The 20,062-nt window shown below is 66.0% G+C and carries 17 protein-coding genes; 8 read left to right on the top strand and 9 right to left on the bottom strand.

Going from position 1 to position 20,062, the window contains the following annotated elements:
• The first annotated feature begins 40 nt into the window (after positions 1 to 40).
• From TBU01S_RS15565 to TBU01S_RS15545, 5 genes are all read left to right on the top strand, one after another.
• Complete coding sequence (locus TBU01S_RS15565; protein ID WP_083953643.1) at positions 41 to 1,837, top strand: FAD-dependent monooxygenase; 1,797 nt, start codon at positions 41 to 43, stop codon at positions 1,835 to 1,837.
• A gap of 13 nt (positions 1,838 to 1,850) precedes the next feature.
• On the top strand, positions 1,851 to 2,033 hold the full coding sequence (locus TBU01S_RS15560; RefSeq protein WP_068637758.1) for a hypothetical protein: 183 nt from the start codon (positions 1,851 to 1,853) through the stop codon (positions 2,031 to 2,033).
• A 106-nt stretch (positions 2,034 to 2,139) separates the two neighbouring features.
• Positions 2,140 to 2,730: a TRAP transporter small permease gene (locus tag TBU01S_RS15555; RefSeq protein WP_068637756.1), complete on the top strand. Its 591-nt coding sequence runs from the start codon at positions 2,140 to 2,142 to the stop codon at positions 2,728 to 2,730.
• Positions 2,727 to 4,004, top strand: a complete 1,278-nt coding sequence (locus TBU01S_RS15550) for a TRAP transporter large permease (RefSeq protein ID WP_068637753.1) — start codon at positions 2,727 to 2,729, stop codon at positions 4,002 to 4,004. Before TBU01S_RS15555 ends, TBU01S_RS15550 begins: the two co-directional genes overlap by 4 nt.
• Before the next feature lie 42 nt (positions 4,005 to 4,046).
• Positions 4,047 to 5,054, top strand: a complete 1,008-nt coding sequence (locus tag TBU01S_RS15545; protein WP_068637751.1) for a DctP family TRAP transporter solute-binding subunit — start codon at positions 4,047 to 4,049, stop codon at positions 5,052 to 5,054.
• Between the two features lie 192 nt (positions 5,055 to 5,246).
• Here TBU01S_RS15545 and TBU01S_RS15540 read toward each other — a convergent pair whose 3' ends face one another.
• From TBU01S_RS15540 to nirJ, 3 genes are all read right to left on the bottom strand, one after another.
• Positions 5,247 to 6,434 carry an NnrS family protein gene (locus tag TBU01S_RS15540; RefSeq protein WP_068637749.1) on the bottom strand — a complete coding sequence of 396 codons (1,188 nt, stop codon included), beginning with the start codon at positions 6,432 to 6,434 and terminating at the stop codon, positions 5,247 to 5,249.
• Positions 6,435 to 6,466: 32 nt separating this feature from the next.
• Positions 6,467 to 8,008, bottom strand: coding sequence for a cytochrome D1 domain-containing protein (locus TBU01S_RS15535; RefSeq protein WP_245650937.1), 1,542 nt, complete (start codon positions 8,006 to 8,008; stop codon positions 6,467 to 6,469).
• A 116-nt stretch (positions 8,009 to 8,124) separates the two neighbouring features.
• Positions 8,125 to 9,324 (bottom strand): heme d1 biosynthesis radical SAM protein NirJ, encoded by a 1,200-nt coding sequence (gene nirJ / locus TBU01S_RS15530; protein WP_068637747.1) that lies wholly within the window; start codon positions 9,322 to 9,324, stop codon positions 8,125 to 8,127.
• A 334-nt stretch (positions 9,325 to 9,658) separates the two neighbouring features.
• Here nirJ and TBU01S_RS15525 point away from each other — a divergent pair, with 334 nt between their 5' ends.
• Positions 9,659 to 11,155, top strand: a complete 1,497-nt coding sequence (locus tag TBU01S_RS15525) for an IS1096 element passenger TnpR family protein (protein WP_245650935.1) — start codon at positions 9,659 to 9,661, stop codon at positions 11,153 to 11,155.
• 68 nt (positions 11,156 to 11,223) lie between these two features.
• On the opposite strand, the gene TBU01S_RS15520 is transcribed toward TBU01S_RS15525, so the two are convergent.
• From TBU01S_RS15520 to TBU01S_RS15495, 6 genes are all read right to left on the bottom strand, one after another.
• Entirely contained in the window at positions 11,224 to 12,309 is a 1,086-nt protein-coding gene (locus tag TBU01S_RS15520) for a tartrate dehydrogenase (protein ID WP_068637744.1), read from the bottom strand.
• A gap of 22 nt (positions 12,310 to 12,331) precedes the next feature.
• The gene (locus TBU01S_RS15515) at positions 12,332 to 13,324 is read right to left on the bottom strand and encodes an asparaginase (RefSeq protein WP_157659162.1); all 993 of its coding nucleotides are present in this window, start codon (positions 13,322 to 13,324) and stop codon (positions 12,332 to 12,334) included.
• Positions 13,325 to 13,332: 8 nt separating this feature from the next.
• Positions 13,333 to 14,607 (bottom strand): TRAP transporter large permease, encoded by a 1,275-nt coding sequence (locus TBU01S_RS15510; protein WP_068637740.1) that lies wholly within the window; start codon positions 14,605 to 14,607, stop codon positions 13,333 to 13,335.
• 13 nt (positions 14,608 to 14,620) lie between these two features.
• A complete protein-coding gene (locus TBU01S_RS15505) occupies positions 14,621 to 15,133 on the bottom strand; it encodes a TRAP transporter small permease (RefSeq protein WP_068637730.1) in 513 nt (170 codons plus the stop codon).
• Positions 15,134 to 15,159: 26 nt separating this feature from the next.
• Positions 15,160 to 16,161: a DctP family TRAP transporter solute-binding subunit gene (locus tag TBU01S_RS15500; RefSeq protein ID WP_068637728.1), complete on the bottom strand. Its 1,002-nt coding sequence runs from the start codon at positions 16,159 to 16,161 to the stop codon at positions 15,160 to 15,162.
• Between the two features lie 64 nt (positions 16,162 to 16,225).
• Entirely contained in the window at positions 16,226 to 17,620 is a 1,395-nt protein-coding gene (locus TBU01S_RS15495) for an amidase (RefSeq protein WP_068637726.1), read from the bottom strand.
• A 109-nt stretch (positions 17,621 to 17,729) separates the two neighbouring features.
• Between TBU01S_RS15495 and TBU01S_RS15490 the strand changes: the two genes are divergently transcribed.
• A complete protein-coding gene (locus tag TBU01S_RS15490; protein WP_068637724.1) occupies positions 17,730 to 18,647 on the top strand; it encodes a LysR substrate-binding domain-containing protein in 918 nt (305 codons plus the stop codon).
• 94 nt (positions 18,648 to 18,741) lie between these two features.
• On the top strand, positions 18,742 to 20,028 hold the full coding sequence (locus TBU01S_RS15485; protein ID WP_068637722.1) for an O-acetylhomoserine aminocarboxypropyltransferase/cysteine synthase family protein: 1,287 nt from the start codon (positions 18,742 to 18,744) through the stop codon (positions 20,026 to 20,028).
• Positions 20,029 to 20,062: the final 34 nt, after the last annotated feature.

The raw sequence follows: 20,062 nt of genomic DNA, 5'->3' as shown, positions 1-20,062 counted from the left end.
CCGGCTGAACGGCCGTGCAAAACCTTCGCCCCGGCAATGAATGACCGGGGGCGGGAGCGGTCCGGCACGACAAAACAGTGCCGGCCTCCGCTCCATCCCGAAAACGGCACCGCCAAGTTTGCAGTGTCGCTCGCAGTTGAACATTCAGGAGACAAGAAACGATGCATCAGCCAAATATCGAGTCTACTATAACTACCGCATCTACCCTGCCCGCCTTCCCTCGGGGCCGGAAGAACGCAAGCGCGTCGTGATCGTCGGCGGCGGTCCTGTCGGCCTGACCACGGCGCTGACATTGGCGCGCTACGGGGTGCCTTCCGTGCTGCTCGAATCCGAGCAGCAGGTCTCGGAGGGCAGCCGGGCGATCGTGTTCACCCGCCGCTCCATGGAAATCCTGCAACAAGCGGGGGTGGCCGACCGGATCAGTGCGGCGGGCCTGCCCTGGCGCTTCGGCAATTCGTTCTACCGCGGCCAGCGCGTGTTCCGCATGGAAGCGCCGCATGACGCGGACGATCGTTACTACCCGATGATCAACCTCCAGCAGCAGTATCTGGAGGAGTTTCTGGTCGATGCCGCCGAGGCTCATCCGCTGATCGAGCTGCGCTGGGGCAACAAGGTGCTCGGCGTCGAGCAGGCAGCGGATCACGCGCGGGTCGAGATCGACACGCCGGCCGGCCCGTACACCCTCGAGACCGACTGGCTGGTGGCCGCCGACGGCGCCCGCTCGGTGATCCGCACGATGATGGGTCTGGGTCTCGAGGGCGCTTCCTACGAAGGCCGCTTCGTCATCGCCGACATCCGCATCGACGTCGATCTGCCCACCGAACGCCTGGCCTTCTTCGATCCGTCCTGGAACCCGGGCAACACGGTGCTGATGCACCGGGAGCCGGGCAACATCTGGCGGGTGGATTACCAGCTGCCGGCGGACGAGACCCCGGAGCAGGCGCTGCAGCCCGACTCGCTGAAGGCGCGCATCGACGCCCAGCTGAGGATGATCGGCGTCGAGGAGCCGGAGTGGGAAATGGACTGGTGCTCGGTTTACTCCGCGCGCACCCTGACCCTCCCTGACTACGTGCATGGCCGGGTGATCTTTACCGGCGACGCCGCGCACATCCTGCCGATCTTCGGCGTGCGGGGCGCGAACACCGGCTTCCAGGACGGCTTCGACCTGAGCTGGAAGCTCGCATTCGCGATCCAGGGCTGGGGGACGGAGAAGCTGTTGCGCAGCTACTCGGCGGAACGGGTGAAGGCCGCGCGCGAGATCATCGACGAGGCGGGCAAGAGCATCCGTTTCATGACACCGCCCTCGGATGGTTTCCGCCTGCTGCGCGACGCAGTGCTGTCCCTGAAGCACGATTTCGTCCGCCCGCTGTTCCACTGGCGGACCTCGCGGCCGCACGAGTATTCCGATTCGATGCTCAACAGCCTCGGCGACGACAACGCGCTGTTCCACGCCGGCCCGGCGGACGGCGCGCCCTTGATGAATGTCCGCCTCGGCAGCGACGGCTTCCTCTTCGACCACTTCGGCCCCGCGCTGCACCTGTTGATGTTCGCCGAGATCGACGCGGTGCCCGCTCCGATCCTCGCCGAAGTCGAGGCCTTGCGCGCGCGCGGCGTGCCCGTGCGGATCATCGTGGTCCGCCGCGGCCGGAAGCAGGCGGTGGAAGGCGCCGATGCGGCATTCGGCAATGAAAGCGGGCACTTCTGGGAGAAGTACGGCGTGCTCGCCGACGGTGCGGCCTATCTGGTGCGTCCCGACCAGCATGTCTGCGCACGCTGGAAGAACCTGTCTCCCGATCGCCTGCGCGCGGCCCTGAATACCGTGCTCGGCAATTCCTGACTGAGAACTGAACATGACCAATCTTTCCATCCAAGAACTCGAGCGCATCTACGACAAGCTGGCGCTCGCAATCGACGCGGCAACGCCACAGCACGCCGAACTGTTCCTCGTCAAACTGGCCATCCTCGCCGCCGAGGCGCTCGGTGATGCCGACCGCTTCAACACCATGATCGAGGCCGCCGGCCAGGATCTTTGACATCCGCCAGCGCCCCCGCGTCCAGGCTCACGGCCGCGATGCGGGGGCAGACCGTTCCCGGCTGCCGGCGAGGGCCGCCGCGCCGCCGGGACGCAAGGAGAACAGCATGTTTTTCGATCGTCTGACCCGAATGGTCACACGAACACTGGAGCTGGTTCTCGTCGTCAGCCTTGCACTGATGGCGATCCTGGTCTTCGGCAACGTGATCCTGCGCTATGTGTTCGACTCGGGGCTCGCCCTGTCGGACGAACTGGCACGCCTTCTATTCGTCTGGGTCATCTTTCTGGGGGCCATCCTCGCCTCCCGCGAGCACGCCCACATCGGCTTCGACGCGCTCGTGCGCCGTCTTTCGCCGCGCTGGAAGAAGATCTTCCTCTGCCTTTCTGGCGTGCTGATGCTCGCCTGCTGCGCCCTCTTCGTCATCGGCGGCTGGTCGCAGACGATCATCAACCTCGACAACACCTATCCGGTGCTCGGGATCTCCTATGCCTGGCTTTATGCCGCCGCCGTGGTGTTCGGCATCGGCATGGCGATCAGCATCGCATACAACATCTTCGACGCCGTGACCCGGCCGCACGCTCCGGAGGAACTCGTGCTGATCCGCCAAATGGAAGATCGCATCGACGAGGAGCTCGGCCTGCTCGCGGAAGAAGCCGAAGCCTTCGAACAGAACAAGCACAAGGGAGCCGGAAAATGACGGCAACAGTATTTGTCGGCGGGCTGCTCGGGGCGATGCTCCTGGGCATGCCGATTGCCTTCGCAGTGCTGATCAGCGCCGTGCTGTTGATGCTCTTCCTCGGCGAGTTCGATCCGCAGGTGGTCGCGCAGAATGCGGTCGGCGGCGCGGACAACTTCATCCTGATGGCGGTGCCCTTCTTCATCCTGGCGGGCGAGTTCATGAACGCGGGCGGCTTGTCGCGCCGCATCGTGGACATGGCGATGGCCTTCGTCGGGCATCTGCGCGGCGGCCTGGGCTACGTCGCGATCATGGCCGCGCTGGTGCTGGCGAGCCTGTCCGGATCGGCCGTGGCCGATACCGCAGCGCTCGGCGCCCTGCTCGTGCCGATGATGCGCGAGGCGGGCTACAACACCGAGCGCTCGTGCGGGCTGATCGCCGCAGGCGGAATCATCGCGCCGGTGATCCCGCCGTCGATCGGCTTCCTGCTGTTCGGTGTGGTCGCCAACGTCTCGATCACTCAACTCTTCATGGCAGGGATCGCACCCGGCGCCATGATGGCCATCTCCCTGGTGGTGGCGTGGTGGTGGGTGTCGCGGCGCGATGCCTTCACTCCGGCGCCGAGGACGCCCTGGCCCGATCGCATGCGCGCGCTCGGGCGCGGAGTGTGGGCGATGATGATGCCCGTGATCATCATCGGCGGCCTCAAGATGGGCATCTTCACGCCCACCGAGGCAGCGGTGGTCGCGGCCTTCTACGCGCTCTTCGTCGGTCTCGTGGTGTATCGCGAACTGAACCTGCAATCGATCTACCACTGCCTGCTGATCGCGGCGCGGACCTCGGCCGTGGTGCTGATCCTGGTGGCAATGGCGATGGTGGCGTCCTACATGATCACGATCGCCGACGTCCCCGACCAGATCGGCGCATGGCTCGAACCCTTTGCCGGCAGCCCCGGGATGCTGGTCGCGGCAATGGTGCTGGTCGCCTTCCTGCTCGGCATGGTGCTGGACTTCATCCCGATCATCCTGATCCTGACCCCGGTGTTCATGCCGATCATCCATCAAGCGGGGGTGGATCCGGTCTACTTCGGCGTGGTTTTCATCATGACCGCCGCAATCGGCATGATCACCCCGCCCGTCGGCGTGGTGCTCAACGTGATCGCTTCCATCGGCAAGGTATCCGTGGAGCGTGCGATACGCGGGGTGCTTCCGTTCCTCGTCGCCGAGACCATGATCGTGGTCCTGCTGCTGCTGTTCCCCGCATTCGTCACCGTGCCGGCAGGCTGGTGGCGCTGATTCACCCCACCCCCACTTCCGTTCCAACAGGAGGAGACTCACATGAATACCAAACTCGGATCGGCGCTTCTCGCCGCATCGCTCGCTTGTGGCGCCCTGCTCGCAGGATCCGCCGCCGCGGCGGAAATCACGGCCAAGTTCGCCGTCACCCTGCAGGAGTCCTCGCATCAGGGCCAGGGCGTGGCGAAGTTCGTCGAACTCGTCAAGGAGCGCAGCCAGGGCCGGATCAACATCAGGCCTTATTACAACGCCGCGCTCGGCAACGACGTCCAGGTCACCTCCGCCCTGCAGGGCGGCAGCATCCAGTTCGTCGTGCCCCAGACCACCACGCTCACCGGCATGATCAAGGACTTCGAAGTGCTCGATTATCCCTTCCTGTTCGACAGCGAGAAAGAAGTCGAGGCCGTGCTCGACGGTCCGGTGGGCCAGCGCCTGCTCGACAGCCTGCCGGAAAAGGGCCTGGTGGGCCTGGCGTTCTGGGAGAACGGCTTCTTCAACTTCACCAACTCGCGCCGTCCGATCGCCAAGCTGGAAGATTTCAACGGCCTCAAGCTACGAGCCATCCAGGCCAGGATCTCCCAGGAGTCGATCAAGGTTCTGGGGGCGACTCCTGTACCCCTGGCGGTTCCCGAACTGTACACCGCGCTCGAGACCCGCACGGTGGACGGCCAGGGCACGACTGCGGCGGTGACCGCGGCACTGCGCCTCGACGAGGTCCAGAAGTACCTCTCGCTGACGCGTCACACTTACGGTGCGTTCATTCCGCTCGCCAGCAAGAAGTTCTGGGACAAGCTCTCCGAGGACGACCGGAAGCTGCTGATGCAGGCCGCCGCCGATGCCCGCAGCTACCAGCGCAACGTGGCCCGGGAGCAGGAGCTCAGCGCCATCGCGCAAATGACGGCGAAAGGCCTGGCAGTCAATGAGATCAGCGCCGCGGAGCGTACGCGGATGCGCGAAGCTTCGATGCCGTTGTGGTCCGCCTTCTCGCAGGAAGCCGGCCAGGAAATCTTCGAAGCGGCCCAGGCCGAAATCGCCAAGGTCCGCGACTGAGACGCGGTAGACGCTGCGCGGGGGCAGCGGTTCGCCGATGCCCCCGCACGTGCCCCGGATCTCTAGGCAGGGTGCTCGGCACCCTTTCCCCGGCCAGGTACAGCACCAAGCCGACCCGCTGCATCGGGACAGCGCCTGGGTACCCCTCTCGCTTCGAGAGCCAGGCGCCACCCCCAGCCTGCCGGATTTTCTTCAGCCTTCCTTGCCGTCCACCCGCGCTTTCAGCAGGAACGGCGTATAGCGCCACAGGTAGAGCAGGAAGCCGAGCGCCCACAGCGTGGCGGCGGCGTGGATGCCGCCGGTGGCGGCGATGGGGACCGCGGCCACGGTCAGCACGCGGGTCAGCGCCGCAAGCTGCACCAGCGCATAGGCGGCGGTTTCGAGCGGCCCGGCCGCCAGCATGCGGCCAGTGTGGCCGAGCGCAGTGCGGGTGATCATGCCGATGATGAGCCCGCCGGTGGCACCGATCGCCAGCGCATGGATGCCGGCGGTGCGCGGCAGCAGGCCGAGCTGCGCCAGGCCGATCAGGGCCAGGCCGATGGGAATCCACGTGTAGGACAGGTGCAGGATCCACAGCAGCGGCACCTTGCGCGTGGCCCACGGGTTCCAGCCGCCGACGCGCAAGCCTTGGAACACGGCGGCGGCGAAGGACAGCACGGCGGCCCAGGCGCCCGCCCCGGCCGCCCACAGCAGCAGCGCGATACCGGTGGCGATGGCGGCCGCCCAGTCCAGGCGCTTGTCGCGCCACTGCTTGATGCCCTGGATCACGTTGAACGTGAACATCGGAATCACGCGCCCGCCGATGATGGTTTCCAGCACCACGATCAGCCCCAGCGCGAGATGCATCGCCGCCAGCGGGTCGGCGCCGATGACGCCCAGCACCGCGAGGTGGAACACCAGGTTGGCCAGCGCCAGCAGGCCCGGCAGCACGCCGACGAAGTAGTTGCGCTTGCTCTTGGCCCTTACCAGCACCCGCAGCAGCAGCGCCGCGGCCACCGGCAGGAAGGCGAGATCGACCACCGCCACCCACACGCCGCTGCCGAAGGCCATCGCCAGCCGGCCAGCCAGCCACAGCGCGGCCAGCGCCGCGAGTTGGCCGCCGGACGGCGTGTCCAGCCCGGTCCAGTTTCGCCCGGCGGTGAACAGGAAACCGATGATGACCGCTACCGCAAAGCCGAAGATCATCTCGTGCGCGTGCCACCACATGCCGGGAATCGGCGTCTGCAGCGCACCGGAAAAGACCACCACCCATATCGGCACGGCAATCGCCGCGAAGGCCGCGGCCAGCAGGTAGAAGGGGCGGAAGGCCAGCGCCCACAGCGAGAAGGTGTCGGGCGGGATGCGTTTGGTGGTCGGTTCTTCGAGGGGTATCAGGGCCATGGCTTCATTCTTCGTCAGGGATTACGGGGCACTCAGTGGCTGGTGCCCTCTTCACGTGTGATCTTGTTCCACACATTGTATTTGCCCACCGGCTTTCTCATCGGCAGGCGTTTCACTTCTTCCAGGGTCTGCGCGTCATAGACGATGACCGCGCCCTCGTCTTCCCACAGGCTGGCCAGCGCGTAGCGGCCGTCGCGGGTGAACTCGACGTGCGCCAGGGTCTTGCCCGGTTCGCCGGTGATCTCCTTGACCACTTCCAGCGTCTGCTTGTCGATGATCTGCAGGATGTGCTTGGCCTGCGGGCTCATCATCGAATCGACGAAAGCATAGCGGCTGTTGGCGTGGCTGCGCAGGAAGAAGCCGGGGCCGCGGGTGGGGATGCGCTTGATGACCTCCCAGGTCTTCATGTCGATCACCGTGACTTCGCCAGCCTTCAGGTTGGTGCTCGCCATCACCGTGCGCGGCTTGCCGTCGGTGCCGGTCCATTCCCAGGTGATGCCCGAACCCAGGTGCGGCATGCCGTCCAGCGGCAGGTCGGCGATCTTGCGGCGGATGTCGAGGTTGACCACCTGGCCGACGCCTTCGCGCGAGGCGCCCATCAGCTCGGCGTAGTCCTGGGTAAAGAAGAAATCGTCCAGCACTTCCTGCAGGATGGTGCGGCGCGGGTTCAGGTAGCCGGGGATGAAGCTGCCCTCTTTCTGCGCGTAGTCGTGGATGAAGCCGGTGGGGATGTCTTCCACCGCCCTGGTGTAGCTGATCTCCCACACTTCCGGCACGTCCTTCAGCGCAGCGATGAAGGACTGGCGCGGCGTGGCGTCATACACCGCCGAGACGCGCGAGCTGTGCTTGCCGTCGCGGTCGGTGGCGGCGATCGTCTTGACCAGGTTCAGGTCGCCGTTGAGCAGCACCAGCGTGTTGGGCAGGTAGTTGGCCACCGCCACGTGCTTGCCGTCCGGCGACGCGGCGACGTTGCGGGTGTTGATGCCCGCCCTCACCTCGGCCACCACCTTCAGGTTCCACAGGTCATACTTGGTGATCCAGCCGTCGCGCGAGCCGAAGAACACGTAGCGCCCGTCGGCGGCGAACTTCGGACCGCCGTGCAGCGCGAAGCGCGACTGGAAGCGATGGATGGGCTCGAGCCTGTCGCCGTCCAGCACGCTGACGTGGTGGTCGCCACCTTCGACGACGAGGAAGACGTTCATCGGATCGGCATCGAACACCGGCTTGTCGGACAGTGTGGCCGGATCGACGTGCTGGATCCAGGAGGCACGGATGTCGTCGTCCGTCCAGCGCGGCGGCGGCTCGACCGGACTGTAGATCCAGTCGACCAGCGCGGCGATCTCGTCCTTGCTCAACTGCTCGGCGAAACCCAGCATCTGCGTCGCGGTGCGCCCCTCGGCGACGATCTTCAGCGCCTCGGGCTTGCGCAGGCGGGACAGGTTGTCCGGCAGCAGCGCCGGCCCCATGCCGCCCAGGCGGTCGGGCGCGTGGCAGGCAGCGCAATGCTGGGCGTACAGCGCGGAAACGTCAGGGCGGCCCGCGTCGGCTGCATGACCGCTTCCGGCCGCCAGCATCGCGGCACCGAACAGGATCGCGCTCAACGACGCCTTCATCGCCGGACTGCCCCGGAACGAAAACACCCCCTCAGCAGGCAGGGCCGCTGTATTGCTGCGGGCGCAGGAATTCTTGCTCATGCCGGCACCTTCGCGATACGCGTCCAGGGTGTGGTGACGACGCGCCCGCCGCCGCCGGCGAAGCCGATCTCGTCGTCGTCCAGATAACAGCCCGGATCTTCCGCCCACGGGTTGCCGGTGATCTGCGAGGCGCGCACGCGCGAGCTGCCGTTGCAGATGTCCAGATAGCGGCAGCCGCCGCAGCGGCCTTCAAGCACGCGCGGATGCTGCTTCAGGCCGGCCAGCAAGGGATTGTCCAGATCGTTCCAGATCTCGCCGAAGGCACGCTTGCGCACGTCACCCAGCGGCACGTGCCACCACATCGTGTCCGGATGCACGATGCCGAGGTTGTCGATGTTGGCCACATTCACGCCGCTGGCGTTGCCGCCCCACTGGCGCAGCTTGGCCTCGATGTGCGAGGCACGATCGGGGAAGCGGCGCTGCACCCACTGCAGCAGGAAAGGCCCGTCGGCATCGTTGTTGCCGGTGACGAAATCCTTCTCGATGCCACGCCGGTGCAGCTCCAGACAGGTCTCGAACAGCAGCTCCATCGCCTCGCGCGTGGTGCGGTGGCGGGCGTCGCCCGCGCGGTTCTTGTTGCCGCGGCCGGCATAGTTGAGATGCGAGAAATAGAACTTGTCGATGCCTTCGTCTTCGACCAGCTTCAGCAGCGCCGGCAGGTCGTGGGCATTGCCTTCGGTCATGGTGTAGCGCACACCGACCTTGATGCCGCGCTGCAGACACAGCCGGATGCCCGCCATCGAGGCCTCGAAAGCACCCTGCTTGCGGCGGAAATGGTCGTGCGTGGCGCCGATGCCGTCCAGACTGACGCCGACGTAGTCGAAGCCGATGTCGTCGATCGCATCGATGTTCGAGGCGTCGATCAGCGTGCCGTTGGACGACAGCGCGGTGTAGAAGCCCATCGACTTGGCGCGGCGGGCGATGTCGAAGATGTCCGGCCGCAGCAGCGGCTCGCCGCCCGACAGGATCAGCACCGGCACCCGCGCTGCCTTCAGGTCGTCCATGACCTTGAACACCTCGGCGGTGTTCAGCTCGCCGGGGAAATCCTTGTCGGCCGAAATCGAGTAGCAGTGCTCGCAGGTCAGGTTGCAGCGCCGGATCAGGTTCCAGATGACCACCGGGCCGGGCGGATTGCGGCGCGGGCCGACCGGCGTGGGTTGATCGAGTTCGCGGATGAAGTTGGCGATACGGAACATGAGGGCTCTCCTGTGTGGAGCCCATTAGAGCCGAGCGCCCGGCGGGGGAAAATGATGCGGGTCAAGGCTTGGCCATCGACCCGGCAAGCAAGAATATCGTTCGGGCCGAGCCGGCCCAAACCCGATTGGCGTCTTGCATCGCGTCATGCTTGGTTCCACCCATTCTCCTCACTCCCGGCAACCAAGAATCACGTGGACGAAATGCGGCGTTTGGCGCTAAGGTCTCGCCCGTTCCGAAAACCGGTGAAGGCCGGAAACCGCCATCCATCGATATCGAGGCCCCATGAACACCCCTACCCGCGCAGCCGGCTCCGACCAGACCCTGCAGACCTTGTTGGAAGATGCGCTGGACAGCGCCGTAGGCGTCATTCTCGAGTCGAACGACTTCCCTGCCCTGCTGGCCCACTTGCAGCGGGCCCTGCATCGACTGGCTGCGGCCATCATCGCTCAGGCAGGCGTCCCGAGCACGAAAGCCGATCTGGATCGTACCGCTCGCGGCCTGGCCACCCAGATCGCCTACGATCTCTGGAATGCAACCCCGATTCCGGACAAGCACTTCCACCCGCGGAAACTGGCTCGCCCCGAGCGCAACACACCTTGCCCCTGCGGCTCGCAGCGCAAATACAAGCAATGCTGCGGCGCCGGCGATCATGCCGGCATGAACCTGATGCTCCCGCCCGAAGAAATGCTGGCACGCGTGCTCGAGCACCTGCCAAAATCCCGCCTGGCTGAAGTTGCCGCGCTCGGTGCTCCGCCTCAGCATCTCGCCTTCGTTGCCGATCACTGGTTTCACGCAGGTCGCTTCGGCGACGTACTCAGCTTGCTCGGCCCCCTTTTCGCCGACGTCAGCAAGCTCGACGAACGCGCCGAAGATGCCTTCACCGTTCTTATGAACTGCTACCTGGAGCTCCAGCAGGATGAGGCACGGCAAGACTTGGTCGCACGGCTGAAGACATCACCGGACCGCCAACTGCGCAGCGCTGCGCTGCAGCGCGAGGCAACCCTCTGCTCCGACCGCGGTGACCGCCAGGGCGCCTGGCGGGCATTCAACGAGGCCCAACGTCTCACCCCGAACGACAGCTCCTTGCCGCAGCTCGAAGTGCTGCTGCTGCTGGCTGAAGGCCGGGACGCCGACGCATGCGCCCGGGTCGAATACTGGACGGCCAAACTGGCTCGGGATCCGGAACAGGACAACCGGCATCTGATCGAGAGCTTGCATGCCTTGCTGGCAAATCGCCTCGACGACCCACTCGCTGATCTTCCCCAGGACTATCCGCAACGCCGGTTGTTGCTGCACATCGCGCTGGAAGGCATCGATCCGCCGATATGGCGCCGCGTCGAAGTGGAGAACACGCTGACTTTCGAAGCGCTCCATCACGTGATCCAGTGCGCCATGGGCTGGGAAGATGCGCACCTGCACGAATTCAAGGTCGGCGATCACCGCATCAGTACCAGCGGAGACCACGGCCTCCCCTTCAGCGACACACTGCCCGGCGAGCATGTCGAACTCGGCCAAGTGATCGGCCGCCGCAGAAGCTTCACCTACATCTACGACTTCGGCGATGCGTGGCACCATCACATCACGATCGAGAAGCGGCTGCCGAGCGCCCCCCTGCGCAAACCGGCCGCACTGCTCGAAGGCGGGCGGGCATGCCCGCCTGAAGATTGCGGCGGCGTTCATGGCTACTATCGCATCCTCGACGCCAAGCGCACGCCTCGCCGGGCAGAGAGCCGTGAAGTGCTCGAGTGGCTCGGCCCCTACCGGCCTGAGGTCTTCAAGCTTGCGGAACACCAGAAGCAGGTCTCGTCGCTGTTCAAGCTGATTCGCTGATCTCCGCTGGGGACTGGCGCCCCCAGCCGCTACCCGCCAGATGCGATCAGCAATTGCCGCGCCTTTCCTCAGGCTTGCTCGAGGATGTCAGCGATCGCCTTGCCCATCACCGTCGTATCCGCATTACCGCCCAGGTCCGGCGTGCGCGGGCCGTGCTCCAGCACCTGCTCGATCGCGCGCAGCAGTTCCTGCGCCGCCGCCGCGCAGGCGGGCTGGCGTTCGCCGAGGAATTCGAGCATCAGCGCCGCCGACCAGATCATGCCGACCGGGTTGGCGATGTTGCGGCCGTAGATGTCCGGCGCGGAACCGTGCACCGGCTCGAACAGCGAGGGGAAACGGCGCTCGGGGTTGAGGTTGGCCGACGGCGCGATGCCGATGGTGCCGGTGCAGGCGGGCCCGAGGTCGGACAGGATGTCGCCGAACAGGTTGGACGCCACCACCACGTCGAAGCGCTCCGGCGACAGCACGAAGCGCGCCGACAGGATGTCGATGTGGTACTTGTCCCAGCGCACGTCGGGGTGGGCCGCGGCGACGGTTTCCAGGCGCTCGTCCCAGTACGGCATGCTGATCGCGATGCCGTTCGACTTGGTTGCCGAAGTCAGGTGCTTGCGCTCGCGCCGGGCGGCGAGCTGGAAGGCGAATTCCAGCACGCGGTCGACGCCGTGGCGCGAGAAGACCGATTCCTGGATGACGATCTCGCGCTCGGTGCCGCCGTAGATGCGGCCGCCGAGGTCGGTGTATTCGCCTTCGGTGTTCTCGCGCACGACCATGAAGTCGATGTCGCCCGGCTTCTTGCCGGCCAGCGGGCACGGCACGCCCGGCATCAGCCGCACCGGGCGGAGGTTGATGTACTGGTCGAACTCGCGGCGGAACTTCAGCAATGAGCCCCACAGCGAGACGTGGTCCGGCACCACGTCGGGCCAGCCGACGGCGCCGAACAGGATCGCGTCGAAGCCCTTCAGGCGCTCGAACCAGTCCGGCGGCAGCATGTCGCCGTGCTGCCGGTAGTACTCGGCGCAGGCCCAGTCGAAATGCTCGAACGCCAGTTCGAGGCCGTGGCGCTGGCACAGCACGTCCAGCGCGCGCATCGCTTCGGGCATCACTTCCTTGCCGATTCCGTCCCCCGGAATGACGGCGATCTTGAGTGCGGACATTTTTTCTTCCTTGTCGAGAGGTTCAGCAGCGCTCGCGCTGCCAGGTGAATGCTTGTCGCAATGCCTCTGGCGCCCTCATGCCCCCGGCCAGGGCGACCGCCAGCCGGATGCGGGCCTTGCGTGCCGAAAGATGGGCCACGGCGAGCGCGCCCGCCTGTTCGAGCTCGTGCAGCGAACCCGCGAACTGGTAGCTCTGGTGGGTGGCGCCATGCAGTGTGCTGCTGCACACGAGCACCGCCAGGCCGCCGGCGATGGCCTCGCGCAGCACCGGCATCCATTCCGGCGGCACATGGCCGCGCCCCACGCCATCGAGCACCAGCCCTGCCGGGCCGCTGGCGACAACGGCCGCCAGCATGGCGGCGGCCGCGCCGCCATAGGCCGGGACGATGTCCACCCTGGGCAGCGGCGCTGCGTGGCCCAGGCGCGGCTGGCGCGCCGGATACTGCAGCAGCGCGACGCGGCCGTTGTCGATGAAGCCCAGGCAGCCCAGGCCGGGCGCATCGAAGCCATCGAGCCGGAAGCTGCTCACCTTGCGCACGAAGCTTGCGCCGTAGAGCGACTCGTTGAAGGCGACCAGCACGCCCAGGCCGCGGCAGGCATCGTCGGCCGCGGCCTCGATCGCGCGCCGGAGGTTGATGTAGGCATCGCTGCCCAATGCATGCGGCACGCGCTGGGCGCCGGTCACCACCACCGGCGCCCGGCTCGTGTCGAGCACGCATTCCAGGTAGTAGGCGGTGTCCTCCAGGGTGTCGGTGCCGTGGCTGACGACGATGCCGTCGGCCTTCCCCGAGGCCATCAGCGCGGCGCACTCGCGGGCGATCAGTGCCCAGTCGCCGGCGTCGATCGCATTGCTCGGCTTCTGCAGCACCGAATGCACTTCGAGCCGGATCTCGCTGCCCAGGGCCAGCGCCTGCACCAGCGCCTCGCCGGGCAGTGCGCCGGAAATGTCGCGCCCGTCCTGGCCCGGCGCGCTGGCGATGGTGCCGCCGGTCGATAGCAGATGGATGGTTTTCATCGACATCCTCAATACAGGGTGTTGGGCAGCAGCATGCTGATCGTCGGAACGTAGGTCACCAGCAGCAGCGCGATCAGCATCAGGGCGATGGTGGGCAGGGCCGCGCGGAAGATCTCGTACAGCGTCATCCTGGCGATGCCCATGGCGACGAACAGGTTCAGGCCCACCGGCGGCGTCAGCATGCCCACCGAGAGGTTGACCAGGGTGATGATGCCGAAATGCACCGCATCGACACCCACCTGCGCGGCGATCGGCTGCATCAGCGGCGCCAGGATGATGATCGCGGAGGCGCTGTCGAGGAAGCAGCCGGCGACCAGCATGATCACGTTGAACAGCAGCATGATCAGCAGCGGCGAATCGGTGCTCGACAGCACCTGGGTGGCGATCTGGGTCGGCGTGCCGGTCGAGGCCAGGAGCCAGGAGAAAGCCGATGCGCCCGCGGTGATCAGCAGCAGCGTGCCCGACAGCAGGCCGGTGTTGCGCAGGATCTCGAGCAGGCTGCGCAGGCCGATGTTGCGGTAGATCACCGCGCCGACGAACCAGCCGTACAGGCATGCGCTCGCCGCCGATTCGGTCGGGGTGAACACGCCGCTGTAGATGCCGCCGAGCAGGATCACCGGCAGGCCCAGGCCCCAGGCCGCGCGCCCGAAGCCATGGCCGATCTGGCGCAGCGTCGGGAAAGGGTCGCGCGGATACTTGCGCAGGATCGAATACCAGGTGGTGTAGCCGATCAGCAGGCTGCCGATCAGCAGCGCGGGCAGCAGGCCGCCCGCGAACAGCTTGCCCACCGAGGTGCCGGTGACCGAACCATAAATGATCAGCGCGATGCTCGGTGGCACGATCGGGCCGAGCGTGCCGGCGGTGGCGATGAGGCCGATGGCGAAATACTTGTCGTAGCCCGCCTTGACCATCGCCGGGTACATGATCGTGCCGATGGCGATCACCGTCGCCGGGCTGGAGCCCGAGATCGAGCCGAAGAACAGGCAGGCCAGCACCGTGGCCGCCGCCAGCCCGCCGGGCAGCCAGCCGATGAGCACCTTGGCCAGTTCGATCAGGCGGTCCGGCAGCCCGCCGATGCGCATCAGCTCGGCCGCGAGGATGAAGAAAGGGATGGACATCAGGGAGAAGTTGTTCATCCCCGAGAACATCCGCATCGGCACCACCAGCGGGTCGATGCCGCCGGAAACGTTCAGCACCGCGGTGACGGCAAAAGCGAGGGCGGCGAAGATCGGCAGCCCGAACAGCAGCAAGCTGAAGAAGATCGGAATCAGGGCGGAAATCACGATTCGGCGCTCCTCAGGTCGTCGGGCTGATCGAAGTCAGCAGCGGCTGGTAGTCCCGCCCGCTCCACAGCGTCCGCAGGATCAGCAGATAGCGCAGGGTCATGAACGCACCGGCGATCGGAATCGACAGATAGACGTAGGCCACCGGAATCTGCATGGCCGGCGACAACTGCCCCATGTTCAGCGTGTTGATGAAGAGGCGCCCGCCATAGTGGATCAGCGAAACGGCAAACAGCAGGCCGAGTACCGCGGCCACGTACTTCAGCACCCGCGTGAGCCGGGGCCCGGCAAAAGCGTAGAGCATTTCCACCGCAATGTGGGCGGCATACCTCACTCCCATGCTGGCGGCGAGAAAGCTCATCGTGATCAGCGAATACAGGATGAGCTCCTCCGACCAGTAAAGGGAATTGTTGAAGACATACCGCGCCACGACCTGGACGATGGCGACGATGGTGGCGACCAGCATCAGGACCACCATCATCACGTTCTCGACCCAGTCGATGCATTTGTTGAGCGCTTCGAGCATTGCCGTCCCCTCTCACGATTCCAGGATCAGTTGCCGGCCGCGGCCTTGACGGCCCTCTCCAGCAGGGCCGGCGTCACCCGGTTTTCGAACTGCTTGTAGATCGGCTGCGACTTCTCGATGAAGGCGGCGCGCCCTTCCGGGGTCAGTTCGCGGATCTCGATCTTGTCCTTGATCTCGGCGACGATCCGCGCCTCGTCGTCGTCGGTGAGCTGGCGCCCATGGTCGCGGCCCGCATCGAAGGCATCGCGCATGACCTGCTTCAGGTCGTCGGGCAGCGAATTCCAGGCAGCCTTGTTCACAACCGCGACATAGGTGTGGTAGGCATGGCCGGTCAGCGTCATGTACTTCTGCACTTCGTGGAAGCGCATCGAGTAGATGTTGGCGAGCGGGTTCTCCTGGCCTTCGACGACGCCCTGCTGCAGGCCGTTATAGACCTCGGTGAAGGCCATCGCCGTCGGGTTGGCGCCGAAGGCACGGTAGGTGGCGAGGATCGCCGGCGCCTGCAGGGTGCGCATCTTGATGTTCTTGAGATCGTCCGGCCCGGTGATCGGACGGACGTTGTTGGTCATGTGGCGGAAGCCCGCGCCCCAGAAATTCACCCCGTACAGGTTGCTCTTGTCGAGCGTGTCGAGCAGTTCGCGACCGACTTCGCCGTCGAGCACACGCTTCATCGACGCGGTGTCGGGGAGCAGGAAAGGCAGGTCGAACAGGTACATCTTCGGCTCGAAGTTGGCCAGGTTGCCGGTCGGCGGAATCGCGATGTGCACCAGCCCCATCTGGGTCTGCTCGATGATCTCGACGTCACCGCCCAGTTGCGCCGCAGGACGGATGTTGATCGCGATCCGTCCGTTCGAGTTGCGCTCGACCTCCTCCTTGAACTTCACCGCGGCCTTGGCGTTGGGCGTGCTTTCGACCAGCACGTGGGCGAAAGTGAAATTGAACTCCGCGGCATGCGCCGCACCCGCGAACAGTGCACCGACGAGGGACGCGGCAACGATCTTCTTCCAGCTTTTCTTGTTGGCAGACATGAGAGTCTCCTCCTTGATGAACACACAGACACACAGTAAAACCGGTGGAACACGGCAGGGCCGTTCAGGCAAGGGCCGGCGCATGGCCGAGGATTTCCGGCCCGCGGCCGATCCGCACCTCGGCCGCCAGGCCGATGCCGATCAGGCGCGCCTCGGTCATCGGCGCTCCCATCAGTTGCAGGCCGACCGGCATCCGCCGGGCATCGAAGCCGACCGGCAGGGTCAGCGCGCACCAGCCGAACAGATTGCCGATCACGGTATTGCGCAGCGCCATCATGTTGGCCCGCGCATAGGCGGCACCGTCGGCAATGCCGTCCAGCAGCGGCGGCGTGATGGCGACGGTCGGCGCCAGCAGCGCATCGACGTCGTCGAACACGGCGGTCGCCCGCTGCGCGCAGGCCTGCAGCACCTGCCTGCGGCGCAGGTATTCGACCGAGGACACCTGCTCCGCAGCGGCGACGCGGGCGCGCACGACCGGATCGAGGCGGGCGATCCTGGCCGGGAATTCCATGTTCATGAACGCGGCAAGCTCGGAAGCCGCCAGTCCGCCCTGGCGGAAGATTTCGTAGACGTCGTCGCAGTGCGGCACCCGCACCGGGACGATGCGCGCTCCCGCACCCGCCAGAAGCTCGATGGCGGCGGAAACGCTCTCGCCGATGCCGGGGTCGAGCCCGTCCCAGAAGAAATTTTCAGCCACGCCCAGGCGCAGGCCGTTCAGCGACGGCATGGCGCAAGCAGGCCGGCGGCCGCCGAGCAGAGCATCGACGGCGGCAAAGGCGAAGGCCATGTCCTCCACGCTGCGGGTCAGCAGGCCCGCGGTGTCCAGCGACGGCGACAGCGGCACGACGCCTTCGAGCGGCCAGCGGCCATGCGTGGTCTTGAGCCCGACCTGGCCGGTCATCGACGCCGGCACCCGCACCGATCCGGCAGTGTCGGTGCCGAGCGCGACGAACGCACTGCCCTGTGCCAGCGAAACCCCGGCGCCCGAGCTGGAGCCACCGGGTGTCCGGTGCCCGTCGGCACTCCAGGGATTGAACGGCGTTCCCCAGTGCGCATTGACGCCGAGCCCGCCGAAGGCGAATTCGACGGTATGCGTCTTGCCCATCACGATGCCGAACTGGCGCAGCACCGCGCCCGCCACCGGACCTGCCGCCTCCCACGCGGCAGGCAGCGCCTGGTCGGTGCCGGCGAACACCGGCATGCCCGGCACGCCGTAGAGATCCTTCACCGACACGGGCAAGCCCATCAGCGGACCGAAGTCCATCCCGCTGTCGAACAGCTTGTCGACGGACTGGGCAAGCAGGCGCGCGGCATCGCCGTTCCAGGTCTTCCAGGCATTCAGCAGCGGCTCGCTGCGCCGATGGGCGTCACGGCAGCGATCGACGATTTCGACCGCGCTGAACCTGCGGCTGCGGAGCCCGCGGGCAAGTTCGGCAAGCGAGAGACCGGTCGCGTTCAAGCTCTTCCCCTTCCTTTGCGTCGTTCGATGGATCGATAAGTTCAATTCATCGTACGATCCGGGGAAGGGCCGGACAAGCAGCCGAAATTAAAATCAGTTTTTACGGATCATGAACAACAAGTTCTCCATCGAAGACCTGCAGGTGTTCTGCGAAGTGGTGCGGACACTGAATTTCTCGCAGACGGCGCAGCGCCTCGGCGCCTCGCCGGCCTACGTCACGAAGCGCATCCAGACCCTGGAAGCCCAGCTCGAATGCAAGCTTTTCCACCGCTCGACACGCCATGTGTCCCTGACCGAACAGGGCGAGCAGGTGTATGAGCTGGGACGCAGGATCCTCGACAACGTCATCGAGCTGCACGAGGAACTCGGCGTCAAGCGCAACGAGCCGCGCGGCGTGCTGAGGGTATCCACCAGCTTCGGCTTCGGCCGCCGGGTGGTGGGCGAAAGCCTGGCCGAGTTCTCGCGCAAATACCCCGAAATCCAGGTCCGGCTGGACGTGCTGGACCACCTGCTCGACCTGGCGCAGAACAAGATCGACCTCGACATCCGCATAGGCGACGTCATCTCGCCGCACTACATCGCCAGGCGCCTGGCACGCAACCACCGGGTTCTGTGCGCCTCGCCCTCGTACATCGAGAAGCACGGCGCACCACCGGACCTGGGCACGCTGATGCAGCACAACTGCCTGATCATCAAGGAGCGCGACCATCCGGTCGGCCTGTGGAAACTGACGCGGCGCGGCCGCAACTACAACGTCAAGGTGCGCGGCTCGCTGGTCACCAACAACGGCGAGATCGCCGTCGCCTGGGCGGTTCGCGGGCATGGCATCACGCTGCGCTCGATCTGGGACGTACGCAGCCACCTGCAGACCGGCGCATTGGTGACGGTACTGCCCGAATACACCCAGGAAGCCAACATCTGGGCCGTCTATCCCGAGCGCCTGAGCTCATCGGCGAAGATCAAGCTCTGCGTCAAGCACATGGAAGAATATTTCCAGCGCTGGGAACAGGAACGGACCGCCCCGTAGCAGGGCTGCTTCGTCCCGATCGGCGTGCCGCCCCCGCCATCTTCCACCCTCGCTATACTCTCGCCACACTTTCACCCAAAGGGGAGACCCTCGCATGAAGCTCGAAACCATCGCCGTGCATGGCGGCTATTCGCCGGATCCCACGACCAAGGCCGTCGCGGTGCCGATCTACCAGACCACGTCCTATGCCTTCGACGACACCCAGCACGGCGCGGACCTGTTCGATCTCAAGGTGGCGGGCAACATCTACACCCGAATCACCAACCCGACCAACGCGGTGCTGGAGCAGCGCGTGGCCGAGCTGGAAGGCGGCATCGGCGCGCTGGCGGTGGCTTCGGGCATGTCGGCGATCACCTATGCCATCCAGACCATCGCCGAGGCCGGCGACAACATCGTCTCGGCGACGGCGCTGTACGGCGGCACCTACAACCTGTTCGCCCACACCCTGCCCCAGTTCGGCATCGAAGTGCGCTTCGCCGACTCCGGCGACCCCGACAGCTTCGCCGGGCTGATCGACGAGCGCACCAAGGCGATCTACTGCGAATCGGTCGGCAACCCGCTGGGCAACATCACCGACATCGGCCGCCTGGCCGAGATCGCGCACAAGGCCGGCGTGCCGCTGATCGTGGACAACACCGTGCCCTCGCCCTACCTGTGCCGCCCCTTCGAGCACGGCGCCGACATCGTCGTGCACGCGCTGACCAAGTACCTGGGCGGCCACGGCAACTCGCTCGGCGGCGTGATCGTCGATTCCGGCAAGTTCCCGTGGGCCGAGCACAAGGCCCGTTTCCGCCGCCTGAACGAGCCGGAAGTGTCCTACCACGGCGTGGTCTATACCGAAGCGCTCGGCCCGGCGGCCTTCATCGGCCGTGCCCGGACGGTGCCGCTGCGCAACACCGGCGCGGCGCTGTCGCCGTTCAACACCTTCCTGATCCTGCAAGGCATCGAGACCCTGGCGCTGCGCATGGACCGCATCTGCGACAACGCCGTGAAGGTGGCGCAGTACCTGAAGAGCCATGCCAAGGTGGAATGGGTGAACTACGCCGGCCTGCCCGACCACCCCGACCACGCCCTGGTGCAGAAGTACATGGGCGGCCGCGCCTCGGGCATCCTGTCCTTCGGCGTAAAGGGGAACGGAAACAGGGGCGGCATCGAAGGCGGCACCCGCTTCCAGGATGCGCTGAAGCTGTTCACCCGCCTGGTCAATATCGGCGACGCCAAATCGCTCGCCTGCCACCCGGCCTCCACCACCCATCGCCAACTGTCGCCGGAAGAACTGGCCAAGGCCGGCGTGACGCCCGACATGGTGCGGCTGTCGATCGGCATCGAGCACATCGACGATCTCATCGCCGACCTGGAGCAGGCGCTCGCCGCCGTCTGACCGAAAGCACCGCCACCCCGGCGGTGCATCGACG

Source organism: Thauera butanivorans NBRC 103042 (assembly GCF_001591165.1).
Classification (GTDB): domain Bacteria; phylum Pseudomonadota; class Gammaproteobacteria; order Burkholderiales; family Rhodocyclaceae; genus Thauera; species Thauera butanivorans.
The sequence above is the reverse complement of the archived record's forward strand: the minus strand, read 5'-3'. Positions and strand labels throughout refer to the sequence as shown.